Source organism: Microcoleus sp. S13_C3 (assembly GCF_036700905.1).
Lineage (GTDB): Bacteria > Cyanobacteriota > Cyanobacteriia > Cyanobacteriales > Microcoleaceae > Microcoleus.
In genome coordinates, this window is the sequence record NZ_JAUBPT010000051.1 from 1 (window position 1) to 3614 (window position 3614).

The 3614-nt window shown below is 43.7% G+C and carries 2 protein-coding genes and 1 pseudogene; all 3 read left to right on the top strand.

All coding sequences use genetic code 11. The features are described from left to right. Positions 1-74 precede the first annotated feature (74 nt). A pseudogene (locus tag QUA16_RS15665) lies at positions 75-278 on the top strand (response regulator); the annotation flags it as partial. A 21-nt stretch (positions 279-299) separates the two neighbouring features. After that, positions 300-1742 (top strand): xylulokinase, encoded by a 1443-nt coding sequence (xylB, locus tag QUA16_RS15670; protein ID WP_333109471.1) that lies wholly within the window; start codon positions 300-302, stop codon positions 1740-1742. Between the two features lie 121 nt (positions 1743-1863). Further along, the gene (locus QUA16_RS15675) at positions 1864-3444 is read left to right on the top strand and encodes a glycosyltransferase (protein WP_333109470.1); all 1581 of its coding nucleotides are present in this window, start codon (positions 1864-1866) and stop codon (positions 3442-3444) included. Positions 3445-3614 lie beyond the last annotated feature (170 nt).

Genomic DNA, 3614 nt, shown 5'->3' on the forward strand with positions numbered 1-3614 from the left:
ACTGAGGGATAACCGCTCCCATGCTCCCGATGAAGTAAGAAGCAAATGTCTAGACTTGTCTAGTATTTGTGTAGCAGATGGATGGTTATGCCCTGATTCGGCACATTAGAAAGTGGTCTCCTGAACAGGGAGGCACGATTCCTGCGATCGCACTTACTGCCTATGCTGGAGAAATCAATCAGCAGCAAGCCTTAGCTGCGGGATTTCAGATGCATATCTCCAAGCCTGTTGAACCTGATGAATTGCTAAAAGCGATCGCCCGTTTGCTGAGAAACTAAATGATTTGAGGATTAGCTATCATGCTGCTTGGAATAGATTTAGGAACAGGCTCTGCTAAGGCATTGCTCCTAGGGACAGACGGAACCACTATAGGTGAAGCATCAACATCCTATCCTGTTCATGCACCCCAACCTGGATGGGCTGAGTCGGAACCAGAAGATTGGTGGTTAGCGGTTGCCTCGGCTGTTAGGAAGGCAGTGGGAAATCACGCCGATCGGGTACTGGCGATCGCACTTTCAGGGCAAATGCACGGTGTTGTGCTAGCTTCGGAGTCTGGTGAGCCCCTGCGCCCTGCTATCCTCTGGGCAGATACTCGCTCTAGTGCCACGCTGAACACTTATCATTCGATCGATGCGGCTATTCTAGAGCGCTTGGGCAACCCGATTACGGCTGGAATGGCGGGCCCCACTTTGTTGTGGCTACGAGAACACGAGGCTAATGTTTACACCGAAGCGCGTTGGGCACTCCAGCCAAAAGATTGGCTGCGGTTACGGATGACTGGAGAAGTTGCAACCGAACCATCTGATGCTAGCGGTACTTTGCTTTACGATGTTGTGTCGGATAACTGGGCAGAGGATGCAGTCTGGGCGATGAATCTACGCTATGATTGCTTACCAAAAATTATCCCCTCTAGTGCGATCGCAGGCTACCTAACAACTATTGCTTCAGAGCATCTTGGCTTAAGAGTTGGCTTACCCGTTATCGCTGGTGCGGCGGATACCGCAGCGGCGGCACTTGGCAACGGGCTACTAGAGCCTGGTTTGGTTCAACTAACCGTCGGCACAGGCGCTCAAATCATTACACCTCGATCGCAACCAATTATCGATCGTCATGGTCGTACACATCTCTATCGATCGGCCCTACCTAACCAGTGGTACACCCTTGCAGCAATGCAAAATGCCGGGTTAGCGCTTGAGTGGGTGCGAGGTATCCTCGGCTTGAGCTGGGAGCAAGTCTATACTAAAGCGTTTTCTGTTCCCCCAGGATGTGAAGGGTTGACATTTTTGCCCTACCTCACGGGTGAGCGAACTCCACACCTTGACCCTTATATACGCGGGGCATGGGTGGGGCTAGGACTTCATCACACACAGGCGCACTTGATGCGATCGGCTTTAGAGGGAGTTGCTTTTGCTTTGCGACAAGGTTTGGAGGCACTGGAGGCAACAGGTTTTAAAGCGACAGAACTGCGTTTAGCAGGCGGTGGAACGGCAGAAATGCCTTGGAAACAATTACTGACTGATGTATTGAGAATACCCCTCTATGCAACTACAGTTGCTGCGGCTTCCGCGCGTGGTGCTGCTCTACTGGCGGGTATCGGAATTGGTGTATACGCAGATGCTAATGACACGCTCAAACTAACAGCCGCACCAACGCTTGCTGCAAGTCCGCAATCAGTTGATCCAAGCTTAGAAGAGGCTTTCATGCGATATCAATCCCTTTATCCACGACTTAAAAAAATCTGATACGAGTTATGCCTCAAGGAGGAGGTACTAGAACCTATCCACAATTTACTCTTAAGCTAAGGCTGTTTAACATCAGTCAAATAAAATAACTAAGTCTACTACAATAACAGGGAGATATTACATGAATATATTAGCTGGAATTAAGCTACCAAAATCAGCCGAGGTCTCGGATGTATATATACGGTGTAATGAATCTGCATCTATAAACTACCAGGAAGATGACAAAAAAGTTGTTTTATCTCAGGGTGGTGTTGTCTCCTCAAATTCTTACTTTAATTCGTTTTACGAGAGATATTATACTCAATATACAACTCTTAGCTCTATCTACTATGTGCTGAAACTTGAAGGCGATTTTAAGGTTTCTGTTTACCGAGAATTTGATGGACAAAAAAACAAAGAAATAATTTCTGAAGAAAGCTTTGATAAATGTCAATTCTCAGATCCTGTAAAACTATCACCAATAAATCTCCTTCAAGGCAAAAAAGCGGGCAGAATATATTTTGAAATAACTTGTTCTAGTGAACAGGGTGAATTTAAAGGGGCATGGATAGCAACCGATCAAAGTAAAACTAGAGAAGCATCCTTGGGGATTGTAATTTGCACTTTTAAAAAAGAGGACTTCATACAAAATACATTAAAGGCAATTTTTCAAGATGAATTACTAGAAACCAAGGACTTTAAAGTATTCGTTGTTGATAATGGTAGAACTTTAGATGAAGCTGATTTCGGAAAGCCAAAACTGAGGCTAGTTCCTAATATAAATGCGGGTGGAAGCGGGGGCTTTACCAGAGGGTTGGTCGAAGCTTTAGAGGAAAAAAAATATTCTCACTTTTTGCTTATGGATGATGATATAGAGTTAGAAAGTGAATGTATTTATAAATTATTTCCTTTGTATGAATACGCCAATTCTGATTTTGCTGTAGCTGGTGGACTGCTAAATTTACAAAAAAAGCATATTTTGTATGAAGCAGGAGCATCGTACAACGCCTATTCTAAAACTAGAGGATTTGGGCCTGGGGCATTAATTGCTTTAAATTATAATATCGATTTACGAGATTCTAATTCTCTCAACAGGTTGCTCAAGGAAGAAGATGTAGACTATGGCGGATTTTGGTTTTTCTCTTTTTCTAAGGAACTTGTTGAACAAACTAAATTACCTCTGCCTTTATTTATCAAAATAGATGATGTAGAGTTTGGTTTAAGAATAAAAGAGTTGGGCAATAACATTGTAGCTTTTCCATCAATGGCGGTGTGGCATCAACCAGCGGCGGCCAAGAATGTAAATTGGGAAAATTATTATTATATCCGCAATGATTTAATAGCTTATTCCATCCATTATTCTCCAGAATATATGGCGGCAGTTGAGCATTTGACAAAAGTAATCCTTCAGGCTTTAGCAAACTTTGATTACAATCATGTAGAGATGGTTGTAAAAGCTTTTGAAGACTATCTAAAAGGCCCAGATTTTATCAAAAACACTGACCCAGAAAGCTTTCACATGAGCATTGTAAAGCTTAGTAAAAGCTATAACAACCAAAATGAGGTAGATAAAGTAGCTGGTACTAACCTTTTGACTAGGTGGTTTAAAGTTGCTGCTGAAGGTATTAATGAATGGTCATCCGTAAGTGAAAAATGGAAAAGTGCTTCAAAGGAAATGACATCTACTATATTTTGGCAGCAATACCTTGGGCTAAAGAAATAGAATTGACCGCCTCCACTGGTTAATGGTTGACAGCTTAGGCTGCTAGCAACTCAACAATCCACCACAAAAGCGCCTTGGGATTAATTGTGGTAGTGGATACTCCCCCGTCACAGCGTAGGGCTGTTTCGGGGCAACCACGGGGAGTAGGGGTCGGATTGCCCCTACGGAAA